Origin of the sequence: Nostoc sp., assembly GCF_036917465.1 — a bacterium.
In the GTDB taxonomy this organism is placed as follows: Bacteria; Cyanobacteriota; Cyanobacteriia; order Cyanobacteriales; family Nostocaceae; genus Nostoc.
Window position 1 is genome coordinate 1 of record NZ_JBALDL010000024.1, and the last position, 18,923, is coordinate 18,923.

The following is an 18,923-nucleotide window of genomic DNA, read 5'->3' on the forward strand; positions in this document are numbered from 1 at the left end:
ATAGTGTTAAATTAGGGGGCATCGAACCCCCTAATTTAACCGTGCTTACATCCCCGCCCACGAGGGGACGGGGTTTTACACACGTTCAATAAAAAGTCAGGTTTACCCTTACCTCAGCGCCCAATTTCAACATCTTCGAGAATGCCGAGTGCGTCGGGGACGAGGACGGCTGCTGAATAGTAAGCGGTAACGAGGTAAGAGATGATGGCCTTTTCGCTGATGCCCATGAATCGGACAGACAAGCTGGGTTGATATTCGTCGGGGATACCAGTTTGATGTAAGCCGATAACGCCCTGGTCATCCTCGCCAGTGCGGAGTACAAGGATGGAGCTAGTCTGGGTATTGCTGATGGGGATTTTATTACAGGGAAGAATGGGTACGCCCCGCCAAGCGGACACCATATTGCCGTCCAAATCAATGTTTTCTGAATAGATGCCGAGGCGATTGCACTCCCGACTGAAAGCCGCAATGGTACGGGGGTGAGCCAGGAAGAATTTCGACTTCCTCCGCCGAGTCAGCAGTTCGTCGAGGTCGTCGGGGGTGGGTGGCCCGGTACGGGTGTAGATGCGCTGTTTAAGGTCGGCGTTGTGTAACAAACCGAATTGACGGTTGTTGATTAATTCGTGTTCTTGGCGTTCCCGCAATGCCTCAATAGTCAGCCGCAGTTGTTGTTCGGTCTGGTTCATCGGTTGATTATACAGATCCGCCACTCGAGTACTTACTCGCAAGACAGTTTGGGCGACGCTCAACTCATATTCGCGGGGTGAGAGTTCGTAATCTACGAAGGTTCCCGGCAACTCAGTTTCTCCGAGATGCCCCGATGTCACCTCAATGGAGGCTTCTCCATACTTGTTCTGTGGTGCTTGTGGGCGGGTTCTGAAGCGATCGACATGAGCCTGTAGCGCCTCGGACTGGTTGAGCAGATCCCGAAATGCCTGTTGTGGTAGCGCCAATACTGTGGTTCGAGTCAAAGCTTGGATTGTAAACTGCCAACTGCTCTGGGACTCTAGCAACACCTGACCACCAAAATAATCGCCATCGGCTAACACACCCAACACAGGCTGCTCACCATACTTGCCAACAGCAATCTTGTTCACCTTCCCATGTGCGATCAGAAAAAGCTGATTTGCTGCTTGACCTGACTGCACTATGATGTCACCAGGTGCAAATTCCTGCTGAACAAACCGACCCGCCAACGCATTCAACACTTCAACATTGTCAAATCCTCGCAGCAACGGCAACTCACCAAGTTCCTGGGGAATCACCTGCACCTCGGCTCCGGTGTTAGAGAAACTCAACCGCCCATCACCCACGGTATAGGTCAACCGACGGTTTACCCGATAAGTGCCACCCTTAGTCTGCACCCACGGCAACATCTTTAACAACCAGCGCGAGGTAATACCTTGCATCTGTGGTGCAGATTTAGTTGTCGTAGATAAATTACGGGCAGCAGCCGTACTCAAACTCAGCCGGGAATGCTCATTTTCAACATCTAAATTCGATTCAATAGAATCCGTCATCACCTCATCCTCTAGTTAATAACAAAAGTGTCCGACCCAATAGGTTAGAGGTTAAGGTTATAAGACTTTTGTCAAAAAGTAATCTTGCTGAAAAATATTCCCAAATTTGTAGGAAGGAGCGAATCTCCTCAGAAAAACTGAAAAGTCAGTACAAAACAGATTTTAATCCTCGTTTTTCAGCGTAATTTCTTATTGACAAAGGTCATTTTTCCTTCACCTCTGATGAATGTTTAGAGGCCGATTTGTACGTCTTCTAAGATACCGAGTGCATCAGGGACGAGGACGGCTGCTGAATAGTAAGCGGTAACGAGATAAGAGATGATCGCCTTTTCGCTGATGCCCATGAATCGGACAGACAGACTGGGTTGGTATTCGTCAGGGATACCAGTTTGATGTAAGCCAATCACTCCTTGCTTTTCTACACCAGTGCGGAGCAACAGGATGGAACTAGTGCGGGCATTGCTAATGGGGATCTTGTTGCAGGGAAAGATGGGTACGCCCCGCCAAGCAGGTATCCGGTTGCCACCCAGGTCGATGCTTTGTGGATAGAGACCGAGGCGGTTGGCCTCCCGACCGAAAGCAGCGATCGTGCGAGGGTGAGCCAGGAAGAATGCCGGCTCTTTCCATACCGTGGCCAGCAGTTCGTCAAGGTCGTCGGGGGTAGGTGGGCCACTGCGGGTGTAGATGCGTTGTTTGAGGTCGGCGTTGTGTAACAAGCCGAATTGACGGTTGTTGATCAATTCATGTTCTTGACGTTCCCGCAACGCCTCAATGGTCAGCCGTAATTGTTGTTCGGTCTGATTCATCGGTTCGTTGTAAAGATCCGCTACCCGAGTACTCACTCGTAATACGGTTTGGGCAACGCTCAATTCATATTCGCGGGGTAAAAGTTCGTAATCTACAAAGGTTCCGGGCAATTCAGTTTCCCCAAGATGTCCTGAACTCACCTCAATGGAAGCTTCACCGTACTCGTTCTGTTCTCCTTCTGGGCGAGTTCTGAAGCCATCGACGTGAGCTTGTAGGGCTTCAGACTGGTTGAGAAGTTCCCGAAATGCCTGTTGTGGCAGGACTAATACCGTGGTTCGGGTAACTGCTTTGGCTGTGAATTCCCAATTGCTCTGCGACTCTAGCAACACCTGACCACCAAAATAGTCACCGTCAGCCAACACACCCAGCACGGTCTGTTCGTCATACTTGCCAACACCAATCTTGTCCACCTTGCCATGAGCGATCAGAAAAAGCTGATTGGCTGGTTGCCCTAACTCCACGATCGTGTCACCGGGGGCAAACTCCTGCTGAACAAACCGACCCGCCAACGCATTCAACACTTCAACGTTGTCAAACCCTCGCAGCAATGGCAGTTCACCAAGTTCTTGGGGTATTACCTGTACATCGGCTCCAGTGTTGGAGAAACTCAACCGCCCATCACCTACGGTATAGGTTAGCCGACGGTTTACCCGATAAGTACCACCCTTGGTTTGTACCCAAGGTAACAGTTTCAATAACCACCGTGAGGTAATGCCCTGCATCTGCGGTGCAGATTTGGTCGTCGTCGCCAAGTTACGCGCAGCAGATGTACTCAAACTCAGCCGGGGATGCTCATTCTCAACATCCAAATTTGACTCAATAGATTCTGTCATAATCTAACCCTCTATTCTATAGTTACTAAAAAAACCGATCTGACTCGATCGAATACCGATCTTGGACTAAAGAACCCGACCCGACTTGACCGAAGACTGAACTTAAACCCCCTGCACCGATCAACGATCTGATCCGCGCAGCCGAAGTGCCCAGACCTGTGGGGCCATTGAGTAGCCGCCCTTCTGGCGAACTATTACGCAATTCAAATTCCTTATAGCGGTCTACCGTCACATGCCACTTGAGGACACCGCACATCCACTGCTGTAGTTTCTTGACGTATCCGTACAGTTTCTCGCGGGTACTTGCGTCTAAGTCGAAATCGTCGAACAGGGCTGGCAGTTCGGTGGCAACGATGTGTTCAAACTGACGAGCGCGAGAGGTCATCAGATTGTTAACCACCTCGACAGCCTGCGGCAGATCGCAGTTGAGGAATTGCTGAACGACCAGCACGCCGTTATTGAGTTCGCCCTCGAATTCTATTTCTTTCTGGTAAGAGAAGATATCGTTGGTCAAACAGGCAAAGTCGGCGGCTGAATTATCCAGTTGGCGCATCGATCGCGTCCGGTAGATTTCCTGCGGGATCTCGTCGCCCTGAGCTAGTCGAGATAAGCTCATCGTCAGATCCGAGCCAAAGGTCTTACGGCGCATCTCAACATAATCAATCGGGTCTGGAATCCGGTTTTGGATTTGGTTGGCGAGTTCCCATAACCAGCTTTCGGTCATATCCGCGATCGCACTGCGGAACTGACCCCGCGCGTTTTGGGACATGGGGCCAGCTGTGCGAGACCACAGATCGGCCAAGCCACGTTCTACTGGATTGGTCGGTAAGGGAATGGGGCTGGAATCAAGAGGCATAAACGCCAACAGTCGAGCGTTAAATACTTTTGCACCCGCCATATTGCGGCTGTGTCCGTAGAGTGCTGGAAAGTAATCGTCAGCATAAGTTCCCCAGACAAGCCAGCCCGCCGTCAGATTCAACTCAGCACCGGATGCATTGGGATGGATCAACGCACCGCATAAGGCTACGTCAGCAACATCAAACTTGTGGTCATCCCAGATGACGGCTTCAGGAATGCCAGGTAGTGAGTCCAGCATCCCCATCTGGCGGGCCCATTCTTTGGAATGCTGCCGCGCGGCATCCAAATGAGAATTCAAACTTGTAGCGAACGGCATGTAAAACTTCGGCAGCGTTACCGGCCCCACAGCTTGGTATGGAACATGAGTGAAGTTCTTGAATCTTCCCAAACCCAAGGTGCTGTATAACGATCCAATCCGTGCAGCCGATGTGCCCAGCCCAGTGGGTCCACCAAGAAGTGGGGTGGATGCCGAAGAATTGTCCCCTCCCTTGTTCATGTAGCGGCTCGATCGCATGTGCCACTCATGACCGCCTGACTGCCAATCCTGTAGTCCTTTGATGTATAACAGAACGTTCACACGAGCCACCGGGTCTAGTCCGTATTCTTCAAAGAGGGACGACAGTTCTGTAATGGCGGTGTTGTCAAACTGCTGTAACCGCGAAGTCAGCAGTTCATTTGTGAGGTTGGCTGCCTCCTGCGTACTCACATTTAGGAAGCGCTCAAAGACCAACACGCAGTTGGCATTTTCGCCTTCATCTTCGACTTCTCTCTGGTAGGAGAACAGGTCGTTACGAAGATGCACTCCATCAGCAAATGTGTCTTTCAGTACACGCATCGGTCGAGTTGTGGCGATTTCGGCTGGAATCTCAACAAACACAGCGTGTTCGACGAGATCGGCTGACCACGGAGCGCCACCAACCTTGCGGCGCATCTCGATGTATTCGATTGGGTTAGCAATCCGATCTTGGCTGATATTGGAGAGTTCCCACAAAGACTCTTCTAGGAGGTTCTTGGTACTCTGGGAAAACCTGCGCCGCCAGTCCGCAGACTTGGTGAATGCGGTACGAGACCATAGGTCGCCTAGACCACGTTCTACCGGGTTGGTGGGAACTGGGGGGGTGTCGGTGGGGTAAACTGGCATGAATGCTGGTAGTCGGTTAAGATACTCCTTCGCACCAGCCATATCTTGGGTGCGCTTATAGATTTCAAGGAAGTGATCGTCAAAGAAGAACACCCAAACATACCAATCGGTCACTAGGTTAAGCTCCGCCCCTGGTGCATCTGGATGAGTATAGGCACAAAGCAAGGCGTAGTCGTGGGCATCGAATGTCCGCTCGTCCCAAATAGGGGAGCTTTCCGCTTCCTCTTGTGAGCCAAGTATCCCCATTTGGTAGGCCCACGCTTTGGAATGCACTCGTGCCGCTTCTAGATTTGGGTTGAGCCGCGCGGGCCAAGGCATGTAAAATTCTGGCAGTTCAAAGGGTTGCATGATCTGCGTGTAACCTCCTCTGGGGTCTTTTTGCTGTCTTTATTTCGTGGACGATCTAAGCACCGTTGCAGTTTACAAGTATTCTCGACAACCGGGCTAAGTCCCCACATTTGGTTTCCTCGTAGTGGCTTGTATCCAGGCGATAAGACAAGATGTTATTAATCCGAATAACAAGCGATGTACGTTTTTTTGAAGTTGTCTATAACGAAAAATAAGGCATTTGAAAAAGCTATTTAGGTCATTACTTATTTCCGATGCTGGTAAATGAATTTTTAGTGATTTATGATGATGCCTCCATAACTTTTCATAGTTTTAGAAAAAAAGCAATCCGTAGACTAAAGCAATTAAACGATAGTTAAATCAAAAACTTAATAATTAGAAGACAGTTAAGACAGTTAAGCAGATAGTTAAATCAAAAACTTAATAATAGAAGACAGTTAAGACAGTTAAGCAGATAGCCAAAAGATTTAAGACAGTTATTAAACAATAATTACTAGTTATAAATTTTTTGTAACTAATATTGATTAACAAATAATTTCTTGTCGTTAAGAGGTATAATAAAGGGCTAGTTAAAAATTATGCCATTTGGCGTGAAATGCCTATCCTAAATAGCATTTCACTTATAAAAGGTTGCGGGTGGGGCCAAAAGCGATCGCAGCCAATAGTCTGTTTCTTTGAGAGAGTTAATAAAGTAAAAATAAAATTATCCTATGGTGGGTTCGGCGCATATTTTCAGATGATTTGTCACAAAAAATTTCATCAAAGCGCCTAACGCCTCAATACTTCTCGGATAAGGATTGAGTCGTCCTAAATTCAGATCCCCCCGCCTACGGCGACCCCCTTAAAAAGGGGGTAAAAGAGGATTAGAAGCCCCCCTTTTTAAGGGGGGTTGGGGGGATCTGCAACGACTAATTGCGCTAACCGAGAAGTATTGCCTAACGCCTAGCCGCGCAAACAAGTCGGGAAACCTGCCCAACGCGCTGGTTCACCGTAACACTCCCTAACTTTTGATTTACTTTATAAATAGTTTCTGAAGTAGATGAGTAATATTTTTAATTTTTAATTACTTTGAGGTGTCACCTCAGCACTAGGTGTCGGTGTAGGTTCAGGTGTGGGGGTTTCTGTGGGAGTTGGCGTAGAAGTTGGTGTTGGTGTTTCTGTGGAAGTTGGTGTTGGTGTTGGTGTTGGTGTTGGCGCGGGATTTTCCGCCGTGACGGTGAGTCGATAGTCTTCTGGTTTCGATGCTGTGGAAACCACGACAAACTCGTAAAAACCTTTTTCTGGTAATTTTTTTGATAAACTGCGCTGGGGAGAATCTTCTAAAAATTGGATTTTGCCAGATGGTGAATATATTGATAACAAAACTTGGGAATTTGCCTGTAGTTTCAATTCTAAATATTGATCTTTCGCCAGTCCGGCAATAAATACTTTACCATCACCAGGTTGAAGAATACCGTTGACTGTTTTGCCAGTTGCACCCGGATCAAAAACAAGCTTCTGGAAAGCGCTACCGTTGAGGATCGCACTAAGTTTATCGCTTACAAAACCGTACCAAACTTGTCCAATGGGCTGATCTCGAAAATCTTTACCACGCTGTTCAGGAAATACACTTAAAAAAGCTGCGTCTCCCAAATCATACAAAGAACGACTACCAACGTTAATTTTGTTGACTTCTACTTTCCAGCGATCGCGTTCAGCACTTGTATAAGTTCCCAATTGTCGGCGGGCATTTGAACTCAGTGGCGCTAATTTTTCCAGCAATTCTGAGGCTGTTTTATCCCATTCTGCCCGCAAACCCTCATCTTCAGGGCCATCGCTAAGAGTGCGTCCTTTTAAACTGGGGTTTTTGTCCCAAAAAACTTGATTCACCAAGTTTACGTAGAAGTTAGAGTTAATTCCCAACTGTTGACGGCGATCGCTTAATTTTTCTTTGCGTTGCCGTTCTGCTGGTGAATATTGCGCTAAAGGATCGGTTGGTTGGTTATTGGTTGGAATTGGGCTAGCTGTAGGATTAGGTTGAACTTCGCCAACATCACGACGGCTATTCACTCCCCACAAAATTAATCCAGCACTGCCAACTACGGCTGCCGCGACTAGAAAGGTTTTTGTTGGTGTCCACCAGCTTGTGGGTTGAGGCGATGGGGGAGATGAGGAAAATGAAGGGGATGGGGGAGAGATGGCGACAGTGGCGGATGTAGGTTGTGGTGGGGTGGGATATTGAGTTGGAGGAAAGTTAGCTGGGGGTGGGTTGAGGGCTTCGAGTACTTGACGAACTGATTGATAGCGATCGCTTGGCCTAGCAGATAGCATTTTATCTAATACCTGTGCCAAAATCGGACTCACGTTTACTTCCCGTCGCCACTGCCAAGTAAGATTATAGGTATCAATTAATTCTTGTGGTTGCTTCCCTGTCAGTAAAACCAACATCGATGCAGCCAAAGCGTATAAGTCGCTATGAGGAGATACTAACCCAGTTTGCATCTGTTCTGGGGGGGCAAATCCGATCTTACCTAATAGGGTTGGTGATGGGGAAGATGCAACCATGCCGGGTTGGTAATATTGAGAAGCTACAGTTGCTACTACTTGTTTGACACCGCCAAAATCAATTAAAACTGGCAGTTTGTCAACAGTGCGAAGCATTAAGTTATCTGGAGAAATATCTCGATGAATTACTCCCAATGAATGGATATATTCCAGCACTGGCAAAATTTGCTGCAACAATTGGCGTATTTCCGCTTCTGTAAAGCGCAAACCTTGCTGTAACCGATCATTTAACAAAGAATTATAAGTTTCCCCTTCTACATAATCTTGCACCAAAAACAGATATTCTTTGCCCCCTAAGTTCAACCGAAGCAGTTCCCGGAAGCGGGGAATTTGGGGATGTTGCAGTTTATAGAGAACACTGGCTTCTCTCTCAAACAGTTCTTCTGCTTTTTGGACTACGTAAGCGGTTTGAACTTGGGGAGAAAATTCTTTTAAAACACAAAGTTCGCGGAATCGGTTGACATCCTCAGCTAAATAAGTGCGTCCGAAACCACCCTGGCCAATTTGACGCACAATTAGATAGCGATCGCCTAAAGTTAGTCCTGGTTGGATACTATAACTCGTGGGCGTACCCAACAAACTTTCACCACACTGGAGACAAAAGCGACTACCTGGGGAATTTTCATGTCCTTTAGAGCAATATATTTTTGTCATTTGTCATTTGTGATTTGTCATTTGTGATTTGTCATTTGTCATTACTAACTTTTCCCCAGTCCCCAATCCCCAGTCCCCAGTCCCCAATCCCCAGTCCCCCTAATTGCCAGATTCTACTTTACTGACTCGATCGGCTGCGATCGCATACCAAATTTGACCGAAAGTTTGCTGATTCAGTTTCCCACGCTCTTGATCGGGAAACAACCGATCAAATTTTTCATTTGTGTCTTTGGTCAACTGATTAATTGTATAATCCCTAAATTGACCCGATCGCGCTTGTTGTCTCCATGTATCGTAATCTTTTTGACTATACTTACCTAATTTTCGACGAGCTTCTGTACTGAGGTTAGCCTGTTCTATTTTATTTAATAAATCGTTAGCAATACCAGACCATTCATCTCGTAAACCAGCATCTTCAGGTTTAGATGTTAGGCTACGTCCCTTTAATTCTGGTTTTTTTGTATAAAATAAATTATCGACGAAAGGAATAAAAAATCCTTCAGTAATTTCTAGCTGTTGGCGACGACTGTTAATTTCTTGGAGATTGCTATTTTTTCCTTTGTCGCTAGCTGGTTTACCACTCGGATTTGGGAAGTGGGGAATTTGCGGTAATGAAATTGATGGAATAGTGATTGAAGTTACACCCCGAATGACTGCATTTACCACCGCCAAAGTTCCTGCGCCAGTTAAGACAACTAAAGCTGTCCCGCCGAGACTGATTACAAAAGGGCGAATCCAAATAGGTAAAGTTCTCGGTTTTGCAATCGCTTGTGTTTTGTTCTGGAATCTACTCACAATCGCACTGGCGCGTTGTCTTCCCGGAGCAACTACCATCGTTTTAATCTTGCTGGTAATATAATTGCCAGGTGATTTAGTTGTAGTTGATGATGGTAAATCTCTGAGGACTTGCTCGGCTCGTTGGTAGCGATCGCTCGGTTTATAAGCTACCATCTTTTTTAGCACCGCTTCCAATTGGGGACTAACTCGGATTTGCTTTCCCCATCCCCAAATTCCCTGATAGCTATCGTATAATTTTTGCGGTTCTTCCCCTGTGAGCAACACCAGCGATGTAACTGCCAAAGAATATAAATCACTACTAAAAAATGCTTTACCCTGCCGTAGTTGTTCTTCTGGTGCGTAGCCTTTTTTACCTAGTAATGTGTTGTCTCCAACCAACTTAGTCCGCCAAAAACCTTGAGAAGCAGGTAATTGTTTGACACCACCAAAATCAATCAGCACTGGTAGATTATCAGAACGCCGCCAAATCAAATTGTCGGGAGAGATATCACGGTGAACTACATCTTGCGAGTGGATGTAAGATAATACAGGTAAAATCTGTTGCAGTAGGGTGATTACTTCCTCTTCGCTGAAAGTCTTTCCTTGGCTCTCGCGTTGTTCTAATAATTGGTAGTAATTGTCACCATCCACATAATCTTGCACTAGAAAGAAAAAATCTTTAGTGCCTATCTTCACTTGTAGCGAAGCGTGAAAACGCGGAATCTGTGGATGATAGAGTTTTTTCAGAACATTGGCTTCTCGCTCAAATAACTCTTTAGCTTTTTGTAAATCTTGTTGTTCTTGTACTTGGGGTGCAAATTCCTTCAGCACACAGGTTTGATGGGATTGACTTATATCCTCCGCCAAATAAGTGCGTCCAAAGCCGCCCTGTCCTAAATGACGGATAATTTGATAGCGATTATCCACAACCTGTCCCACAGCAAGAGGTAATGGTTCACCACAATGGGTACAAAAGCGGCTACTACCATTATTTGTGTGTTGTTTACTGCAATAGAGTTGCATGGTGCTGAAGGATAAATTAAGGTTTTATTGAATAATTACAACGCGCATACCCTCATTTTCGGATATCCTACGAATTACGTTAGCGTCTCGTAGAGAGCGTCATTACGAATTACGAATTATTTTAACGGTGTTGATTCTACTTCAGGATAAATAACAAGCGTCATGAACCCGAAATCAAGACAGCAGGAAGTAATTAAAGCATTTGAAGATTTCTTGTCTACCCCCCTAGAAACGATACTGCAACGGCATCTCAACACCCAAACTTCGGCAGCTTTAACTTTATTTCATGATGTGGCAGCTAGTGTACCTGCCTACAAGAAATTTTTAGTAGAAAGAGAAATTAATCCCGCGACTATTCAAACCTTAGAGGAGTTTCAAAAACTCCCAGCGATCGCTAAACAAAATTATATACTGCGTTATCCTTTAGCTGACTTGTGCCGCAACGGGCAATTAGAAGCGTGCGACATGATAGCTGCTTCATCAGGTTCTAGTGGTAAACCGACATTTTGGCCTCGTTTTTTCACAGATGAACTCCAAATAGCCACACGCTTTGAACAGATTTTTCACGATGGTTTCTATGCAGATACCAGACGTACCCTCGCTGTAATTTGTTTCGCTTTGGGTACTTGGGTGGGTGGAATGTTTACTACTAATTGTTGTCGTTATCTTGCTAGCAAAGGTTATCCCATCACTGTAATTACTCCTGGTAACAACAAAGAAGAAATCTTGCGAGTTGTCCAAGAATTAGGTTCAGCATTTGAGCAAGTGGTGTTGTTGGGATACCCGCCATTTTTAAAAGATGTCATTGATACTGGTATCGCTCGTGGTGTAGAGTGGCAGCAATATCAGATTAAATTAGTGATGGCGGGAGAAGTATTTAGTGAAGAATGGCGGAGTTTAGTTGCCCAAAGAGTTGGTTCACAAAATCCTTGTTATGATTTTGCATCGCTTTATGGCACTGCGGATGCGGGAGTTTTGGGGAATGAAACACCTTTGAGTATCTATATTCGTCGTTTTTTGGCAGAAAATCCCGATGCAGCTAGAGCTTTATTTGGGGAATCGCGTTTACCTACGCTGCTACAATACGATCCCTTCACTCGCTTTTTTGAAGTTCACAATGGCGGATTGCTGTTTTCGGGAGATAACGGTATTCCCTTAGTGCGTTATGACATTTTAGATACTGGCGGGATAATTAGTTATGATACGATGCTGAAATTTTTAGCAGAATGGGGATTTAATCCGCTTGAAAATCTGCGTTCTGACACTCAACAATCACCTAGAGGTATTCATCAGCTACCTTTTGTTTATGTATTCGGCCGTTCTAACTTTACAGTTTCCTACTTTGGTGCAAATATCTATCCCGAAAATGTGACGGTGGGATTAGAACAACCAGGAATTCAAGAATGGGTGACGGGTAAGTTTGTATTACAGGTGAAGGAAGATGCAGATAAGAATCGATTTTTATCTGTGGTTGTGGAGTTAGCACCAGGGGTAGAGGGTAGTGAAGATCGAAGAGAAGCGATCGCATCTTCTATTCTTTCACAACTGCTACGCCTAAATAGCGAGTTTGCTAATTATGTCCCCTCAGAATATCAAACACCACAGGTTGCATTAGCCCTAATGGGTGATTCCGAATATTTCCCGATTGGGGTGAAACATCGTTATACTCGTCAATAGTAAGTATGTTAGTAAAAATTACGTAGTATAATTCATTAATTGTGCCTAATAAGCTTGGCAGACAAAGCATAATTAATTTCTGGAGATGTCTTTAAGACAAACACGCTCCTTGTATATTTTCCTTCTATCTTATGCTTTTTGAGAGTTGAGAGAACCTAAAAATTGCTTTTGCTCTGGTTGTATTGAGGGATTTTTTAGCTGGGTGTTTACTTAACTGGTTAGAAAAACCTATACAATTTATTAAAGATAGAAAGACTGTCGAAACTACTGAGATGTAAATCGGCTTGTCAGTTGAACATCGCCTTTTTGGAAAAACCATCAAACTGGATATAAAAGCTAATGGTAAAAAACCAAAGTTAAAGCCAGGAATTAAGCAGAGTTGGTAGCAGCGATTGAGGCAGCACAGAAATTTGTAGGGGGGTAGTTAGGCAAAGATGGTGAATAAAGTAGCATTGCTGATTGGAGTCAGTGAGTATGAACCTGATTTGAACCCTTTACCTGGATCTGTTAAAGATGTGGATGCGATGCAGCGAGTATTGGTCAATCCAGAAATGGGTGGCTTTGCCGAGATTAATATCACAGTTCTAAAAAATCCTCAACGGCAAGAGATGGAAAATGCCATTTATCGGTTGTATGCCGATCGTCAGAGAGATGATCTGGTATTATTTTACTTTTCTGGTCATGGCATTAAAGATGAAAGGGGTAATCTTTACCTCTCAACCCGGATCACTCGTAAAGAGAATGGGAAACTGGTAAAGCCTTCGGCAGTAGCAGCTAGTTTTCTGCACGAATGTATTAACGATTGTCGTTCCCAAAGACAGGTGATAATTTTAGACTGTTGCTTTAGCGGAGCGATCGCTCAAGGCATGAGTGTCAGAGATGGTGGTATTGTCAATGTGCAGGAACAGTTAGGAGGCAAAGGACGGGCAATTCTGACATCTTCCACATCTACCCAATATTCTTTTGCTGAAGAAGGAGCCGAACTTTCAATATATACACGTTACCTAGTAGAGGGTATTGAAACTGGAGCTGCCGATCACGATGCAGACGGCTGGATTTCGGTAGATGGATTGCATGATTATGCTAGTACTAAGGTGCAAAAAGCATCTCCAGCGATGACACCAAAGTTCTATCCGGTTGAGGAAGGATACAAGATAAATCTGGCAAGAGCGCCTGTTGGCGATCACAAGCTAATGTATCGAAGAAAGGTTGAAGAAATGGCTCTTAATAAGCAAGGAAAAATTTCTTTGATCAACCGTACAGCTTTAGAAGTATTGCGTCACAGCTTGAACTTATCATCGGAAGAAGCGGATGCGATTGAGGCTGATGTTTTGCAGCCTTACGCGATCCGCGAACAAAAATTACAGCGTTATCAGCAGGCTTTATCAGAAGAAATTGAGCGGCAGAATCCACTTAGTGAAGATAATTGGAATGATCTAGAAGGTTTGCAACAAGCTTTGAAGCTTAGAGATGAAGATGTAGCACCGATTAAAGAGCTTTTTCAGAATAAAAATCCAGCATCAATAGAACCAGAGGTTTTTCCAGAAAACGAAAATTTCCCGATTGAGCCAACGTCTCATAGCGCAGCTACAGTCCTTCAGGGAAATCCGTCTGAAAGTCCTTATTCTCGTTGGAAATTGATGGCATTTGGCTTAGTATCTGTAGCTTTGGGGATAGCGATAAACCAAATATGGTTAAATCAATCCCAATTTCCAGAAAGTATATATACTATTAATTCGGCTCGTGACTCTAAGGATAGTTTTACTGATGAAGTACCAGAAAAAGATGTCCCTTCTGGCACATTTAAGTATGGTCTTAGTACAACTTGGGCAACAATTCGTGGCACTGTAGATACGGAAATTCAAAAAGCCTTTCCTAAATTCATACTAAAATATGTAGATTTTCCTCTTGACAAGACAGGTTCATTCACAAGTATCGAAAAGTTATCAGATAACTCAATTGCTTTTGCACAATACTCTTATCCACTCACAGAGCAACAACAAAAGAAGTTTAAAGAAATTCCGATAGCGAACGATGGTGTGGCGATCGCAGTTAACCCTGAATTAAATGTTACTAAGTTGACCTTAGAGCAGTTAAAGGGTATTTACACAGGTCAAATCATCAACTGGATTCAAGTAGGGGGCCCTGACTTGAAAATTAAGCCTTTGTCTCGCAATGAGGCTGGTGGTACTGTCAAGTTTTTTAAAGAAAAGGTTTTGGGCGATCGTGAATATTCATTTTCTCCTCAGCTGGTTAAAAAAGTCCAAACCACCACTCTGGGACTACGAGAAGTGTATAAACAAAAAGGCAGCATTTATTTTGCCTCAGCGCCAGAGATACTTGGTCAGTGTGATGTCAAGCCTTTGTGGGTAGGTAAGGACGCAAATTATCTAGTTCCTCCCTATCAAAAATCAAATGAAGAGAAAATTTCTAAATGTCCAGAAAATCCAAATAGCTTTTATAAAGCTAATGTTGACGCTTTTAGCGACCAAAGCTATCCACTAACTCGGAAGCTATATGTAGTTGTTAAGCTGGATGGTTCAAAAGACCAAAAAGCAGGTGAAGCATACGCCAAGTTACTGCTAACCCGTAAGGGTCAAAACCTAATTGAAGCAGCTGGCTTTGGTAGAATTGGCAAATAGATTTAATCTTTGAATTTTCACTAATCTCAGACGAGCATAATTATAAAGATGTTTGTCTAGTGTTCTATTCCTCAATCAACTCAAAATCAACCCGCTCATAAATATCACGCAAGGCAATTTGAAAATCGATAGAATCTAAGACTAAAACTGCCTCTTCACCTTCATATTCTTTAAATATCCATTGACCTTCTGCTTGTTTTACAAATTGTTCCACAGCAAAACTATACTGGTCAATCATTATATATTCCTGAAAACCAGGAATTGAACGATAATATTTAAATTTATCTGTTTTGTCATAATTTTTAGTTGAATTTGATAAGACTTCAACAATTAGCAAGGGATTAGTAATAATTGTTGTACCTGTTCCCTCGTAAATAGGCTTACCCTTGATTACTATGACATCAGGATAAGTATAAAGGCGATAACGGGGTATCGATACTTTAACATCGCCTATATATATGTCATAAGCTTGACCTTGCACTGTCGTGGGAAATTTTTTATAAAAATTACCTGCAATTTTATTGTGGTTGGTTGTTCCCCCTGTCATCTGTATAATTTCTCCGTCTTTATATTCATTTTTATATTCAGCTTTCTCTTCTAATTCCAAATATTCTTCTGGGGTGTAGTAGTGCTTTTCTGTTTGTAAAACCATATTAATTAACTCACAAAAAGGGAATGGTTCTGTTATCAATAGCGTAACGTACCCTCAATATAGGCACAATAAATATTTTGTTGTAAAAAGATGGTTACAGACAATGTAACAATAGCGATCGCAAGCAAGTCCTTTTAGTTATATTCACCAGTGAACGCCCCTACCAACATCTCTGCACAAACTCAGAATCGCAAAGCCGATCACATTCGGATCTGTTTAGAAGAAGATGTTCAGTCTCATCAAATCACCAATGGACTGGAACGTTATCGCTTTACCCATTCTTGCTTACCCGAACTGAACTACAACGATATTGATATCAGTACAGCTTTCCTGGGAAAACACCTTGGCGCACCCTTGTTAATTTCTTCCATGACTGGCGGAACAGAACAAGCCGCAATCATTAACCAACGTTTAGCCCAAGTCGCGCAACGCTACAAAATTGCAATGGGTGTTGGTTCTCAACGGGTAGCAGTAGAAAAACCCCAGGTGGCTGATACTTTTGCTGTCCGCAAGTATGCACCCGATGTTTTGCTATTTGCGAACTTAGGGGCTGTGCAACTTAATTATAAATACGGCTTAGATGAATGTCTGCGGGTAGTTGATATCTTAGAAGCTGATGCTCTGATTTTACACATTAACCCTCTACAAGAGTGCATTCAATCGAAAGGTGATACTAATTTTCGGGGTTTACTTGACAAAATATCTGATTTGTGCTGCAAACTGCCAGTGCCAGTGATTGCAAAGGAAGTTGGTAACGGAATTTCAGCAGCGATCGCCAGCAAACTCATTGCGGCCGGAGTAGCTGCAATTGATGTCGCTGGTGCAGGGGGAACTTCTTGGGCCAAAGTAGAAAGCGAACGGGCTGAAAATCCCTTACAACATCGCTTAGGGAGGACGTTTGCCGATTGGGGTTTACCAACGGCAGAGTGTATTACAACAATTAGAGCGATGTCTACGACGGGCTACGCCTACGCAAAAGATGTGCCTTTAATTGCTTCGGGAGGTTTGCGTCATGGATTGGATATTGCCACAGCGATCGCCTTGGGAGCAGATATAGCTGGTTTAGCAATGCCTTTTTTGCAAGCAGCAGCAACATCAGAGACAGCAGTAGCAGAACTTGCTGAAGTATTAATCGCCGAAATCACCACAGTCTTATTCTGCACTGGCAACACCAGCTTGTATCAGTTAAAGCACTCTGGCAGTTTACAGCGCATAGAATAAATTAAGTAGGTCATTTGTCATTAGTCAATGCCCAATGCCCAATGCCCCATGCCCAATTCCCAATGCCCAATTCCCAATAAATAATAAATAATGCGTAATTTTATCAAACAAACTTTTGCTAGTTTAGTTGGCACATTATTAGGACTAATTATTTTCGGTGGACTAGGAACCACTGGACTGTTCTTGCTAATATTAGCTGCTAGCTCCTCTAAAGATACTGGGCCAAACGTGAAAGATAAGTCAGTGTTGGTCTTTGACTTGTCGATGAAAATTACTGATAGCGAACCTAGTTCTGACGATCTGTTTCAAAAGACACTATCAGGTGTGGATGACGAAAGGATGGCACTCCGCAAAGTTATAGAAACTTTGGAAAAAGCCCGACGCGATCCGCGAATTGTTGGGATCTACCTCGATTCAACTAGCGCTAGTCAAGCTGGTAACGTCGGCTATGCCTCCCTTAAAGAAATTCGGAAAGCGCTGGAAGAGTTTCGCGCTTCTGGGAAAAAGATTGTGGCTTATGGCAGTGATTGGAGTGAAAAGGAATATTACCTGAGTTCAGTGGCAGATTCTATCGTACTCAATCCTTTGGGAATGATGGAAGTCAATGGTTTGAGTTCACAACCGATGTTCTTAGCGGGTGCATTACAGAAGTACGGTATTGGCGTGCAAGTCGTGCGGGTGGGTAAATTTAAAGGTGCTGTAGAACCGTTTATCCTCAAAAAATTGAGTCCAGAAAACCGCGAACAAACTCAGAAGTTGTTAGATGATGTTTGGGGAGAGTGGCGCACTACTGTGGGTGCAAGTCGGAAAATTGAACCTAACCAGTTACAAGCGATCGCAGATAATCAGGCGCTACTGGAAGCCGCACAAGCCAAAACCAACGGTTTGGTCGATCGAGTAGCATACCCCGATGAAGTAGTAACTGACCTGAAAAAGTTGACAAATAGCGATAAAAACGACAAAACATTCCGACAAATTAGCTTAAATAACTACGCGGAAGTTTCTGGCAAATCTTTGGGTGTAGAACGTAGCTCAAAAAATCAAATTGCCGTTGTTTATGCTGAGGGCGAGATTGTCGATGGCAAAGGGGGTGATGGACAAGTAGGAGGCGATCGCTTTGCCAAAATCTTTAACAAAATCCGACAAGATAAGGATGTGAAGGCTGTTGTATTACGGATTAATAGTCCTGGTGGAAGCGCTACCGCAGCCGAAGTTATGCAGCGAGAAGTGAAATTAACCCGTGAGGTCAAACCTGTTGTAGTCTCAATGGGCGATGTCGCCGCCTCTGGTGGTTATTGGATTGCTAGCGACTCAAACCGCATTTTTGCCGAACCAAATACCATTACAGGTTCAATAGGTGTGTTTGGGTTGCTATTTAATGGTGAAAAGCTGGCCAATGATAACGGTATCACTTGGGATTCGGTGAAAACCGCACGCTATGCTGATAATCAAACAGTTTCGCGCCCGAAATCGCCCCAAGAGTTAGCACTTTATCAACGCAGTGTTAACCGCATTTATAATATGTTTCTGAATAAAGTTTCTCAAGGTCGGAAACTCCCAGAACAGAAAGTTGCAGAAATTGCCCAAGGACGGGTTTGGTCAGGTGTAGCGGCTAAGGAAATTGGTTTGGTGGATGAAATTGGCGGTTTGAATAGTGCGATCGCATACACTGTCAAAGAGGCGAAACTAGGAGAAGACTGGGAAGTGCAAGAATATCCTCGCACTAACACTTTCGGAGAACGCTTTTTTGGACGTGCAACTGAAGAAGCGCGGACTGCTTTAGGAATTGAGGCGGCGCAAGTTAAACCATCTAACCCTCTCACCAATGAATTTCAGAAATTGCAACAGGAAGTAGAGATTCTGCAAAAAATGAACGATCCGCAGGGGATTTATGCCCGTTTACCTTTCAACTTGAAGATTGAGTAGATGCTTTTTTAGGCGTTGCTCAATTCAGGTGTGAAAATGATTTTGCGTGATTTCAGAACCCTTGTAGAGACGCGACATTTCGCGTCTCTTCTCTTCGCATCAGCCTAAGAGGATGTTTTAAAAGTCTTATTGTAGGTATCAAAACGTTCTAGATCCCCCTAAATCCCCCTTAAAAAGGGGGACTTTAAGAGACTTTTGCCCCCCTTAAAAAGGGGGGTTGGGGGGATCAAAAAGCTCTGGGGCAACTCTATAAGACTTGTGTGTACACCGTAGCCCTTTTGAAGGGGGGTTAGGGGGCAT

The 18,923-nt window shown here is 44.3% G+C and carries 10 protein-coding genes; 4 read left to right on the top strand and 6 right to left on the bottom strand.

Annotated elements, in window-relative coordinates; translation table 11 throughout:
• Positions 1-113 precede the first annotated feature (113 nt).
• The 5 genes from V7K38_RS05020 to V7K38_RS05040 all read right to left on the bottom strand — a co-directional run bounded on the left by V7K38_RS05020 (position 114) and on the right by V7K38_RS05040 (position 10,505).
• Complete coding sequence (locus tag V7K38_RS05020; protein WP_334855941.1) at positions 114-1,520, bottom strand: family 2B encapsulin nanocompartment shell protein; 1,407 nt, start codon at positions 1,518-1,520, stop codon at positions 114-116.
• A gap of 230 nt (positions 1,521-1,750) precedes the next feature.
• Entirely contained in the window at positions 1,751-3,160 is a 1,410-nt protein-coding gene (locus V7K38_RS05025; protein ID WP_334855942.1) for a family 2B encapsulin nanocompartment shell protein, read from the bottom strand.
• A 25-nt stretch (positions 3,161-3,185) separates the two neighbouring features.
• Complete coding sequence (locus V7K38_RS05030) at positions 3,186-5,507, bottom strand: family 2 encapsulin nanocompartment cargo protein terpene cyclase (protein WP_334855944.1); 2,322 nt, start codon at positions 5,505-5,507, stop codon at positions 3,186-3,188.
• A gap of 1,059 nt (positions 5,508-6,566) precedes the next feature.
• Entirely contained in the window at positions 6,567-8,705 is a 2,139-nt protein-coding gene (locus tag V7K38_RS05035) for a serine/threonine-protein kinase (RefSeq protein ID WP_334855945.1), read from the bottom strand.
• 99 nt (positions 8,706-8,804) lie between these two features.
• Positions 8,805-10,505, bottom strand: a complete 1,701-nt coding sequence (locus V7K38_RS05040; RefSeq protein WP_334855946.1) for a serine/threonine-protein kinase — start codon at positions 10,503-10,505, stop codon at positions 8,805-8,807.
• A 162-nt stretch (positions 10,506-10,667) separates the two neighbouring features.
• Between V7K38_RS05040 and V7K38_RS05045 the strand changes: the two genes are divergently transcribed.
• Together V7K38_RS05045 and V7K38_RS05050 are read left to right on the top strand one after the other, a co-directional pair.
• Positions 10,668-12,182: a phenylacetate--CoA ligase family protein gene (locus tag V7K38_RS05045; RefSeq protein WP_334855947.1), complete on the top strand. Its 1,515-nt coding sequence runs from the start codon at positions 10,668-10,670 to the stop codon at positions 12,180-12,182.
• Between the two features lie 434 nt (positions 12,183-12,616).
• Positions 12,617-14,824: a caspase, EACC1-associated type gene (locus tag V7K38_RS05050; RefSeq protein WP_334855948.1), complete on the top strand. Its 2,208-nt coding sequence runs from the start codon at positions 12,617-12,619 to the stop codon at positions 14,822-14,824.
• A 64-nt stretch (positions 14,825-14,888) separates the two neighbouring features.
• Here the strand turns inward: V7K38_RS05050 and V7K38_RS05055 are convergent, their stop codons facing one another.
• Positions 14,889-15,476, bottom strand: coding sequence for a Uma2 family endonuclease (locus V7K38_RS05055; RefSeq protein ID WP_334855949.1), 588 nt, complete (start codon positions 15,474-15,476; stop codon positions 14,889-14,891).
• Positions 15,477-15,626: 150 nt separating this feature from the next.
• On the opposite strand from V7K38_RS05055, the gene fni reads away from it, so the two are divergent.
• Entirely contained in the window at positions 15,627-16,697 is a 1,071-nt protein-coding gene (gene fni / locus V7K38_RS05060) for a type 2 isopentenyl-diphosphate Delta-isomerase (protein WP_334855950.1), read from the top strand.
• A 90-nt stretch (positions 16,698-16,787) separates the two neighbouring features.
• Positions 16,788-18,623 (top strand): signal peptide peptidase SppA, encoded by a 1,836-nt coding sequence (sppA, locus tag V7K38_RS05065; protein ID WP_334855951.1) that lies wholly within the window; start codon positions 16,788-16,790, stop codon positions 18,621-18,623.
• The last annotated feature ends 300 nt before the right edge of the window (positions 18,624-18,923 follow it).

What these genes read in the sequence shown, in the direction of transcription:
- V7K38_RS05020 (WP_334855941.1), bottom strand. Translation starts at nt 1,520, where the DNA reads ATGACGGATTCTATTGAATCGAATTTAGATGTTGAAAATGAGCATTCC.
- V7K38_RS05025 (WP_334855942.1), bottom strand. Translation starts at nt 3,160, where the DNA reads ATGACAGAATCTATTGAGTCAAATTTGGATGTTGAGAATGAGCATCCC.
- V7K38_RS05030 (WP_334855944.1), bottom strand. Translation starts at nt 5,507, where the DNA reads ATGCAACCCTTTGAACTGCCAGAATTTTACATGCCTTGGCCCGCGCGG.
- V7K38_RS05035 (WP_334855945.1), bottom strand. Translation starts at nt 8,705, where the DNA reads ATGACAAAAATATATTGCTCTAAAGGACATGAAAATTCCCCAGGTAGT.
- V7K38_RS05040 (WP_334855946.1), bottom strand. Translation starts at nt 10,505, where the DNA reads ATGCAACTCTATTGCAGTAAACAACACACAAATAATGGTAGTAGCCGC.
- V7K38_RS05045 (WP_334855947.1), top strand. Translation starts at nt 10,668, where the DNA reads ATGAACCCGAAATCAAGACAGCAGGAAGTAATTAAAGCATTTGAAGAT.
- V7K38_RS05050 (WP_334855948.1), top strand. Translation starts at nt 12,617, where the DNA reads ATGGTGAATAAAGTAGCATTGCTGATTGGAGTCAGTGAGTATGAACCT.
- V7K38_RS05055 (WP_334855949.1), bottom strand. Translation starts at nt 15,476, where the DNA reads ATGGTTTTACAAACAGAAAAGCACTACTACACCCCAGAAGAATATTTG.
- sppA (WP_334855951.1), top strand. Translation starts at nt 16,788, where the DNA reads ATGCGTAATTTTATCAAACAAACTTTTGCTAGTTTAGTTGGCACATTA.